General features: G+C 70.2%; 1 protein-coding gene. It reads left to right on the forward strand.

From position 1 onward, the window contains the following. Positions 1-265, forward strand: a 265-nt coding sequence (locus AC0CH3_RS17820; RefSeq protein WP_465238128.1) for an FAD binding domain-containing protein, incomplete at both ends; no start/stop codon positions are given.

Raw genomic sequence — 265 nt, forward strand, 5'->3', positions numbered from 1 at the left:
AGATCACGCCGACCAGCGACGGCGGGCTGCGGGTCGGTGCACTCGTCCGCAACACCGATCGCGCCGCGGACAGCCGCGTGCGGACCGACTATGCCGTGCTCAGCCGCGCGCTCGGATCGGGTGCGTCGGGCCAGTTGCGCAACAAGGCGACGACCGCGGGCAATCTGCTCCAGCGCACGCGCTGCCCGTCTTTCTACGACACCACGAAGCCGTGCAACAAGCGCCAGCCCGGAACGGGCGGTGCCGCGATCGGCGGTTTCAATCG

The sequence above is a fragment of the Sphingomonas sp. AC449 genome (assembly GCF_979253475.1).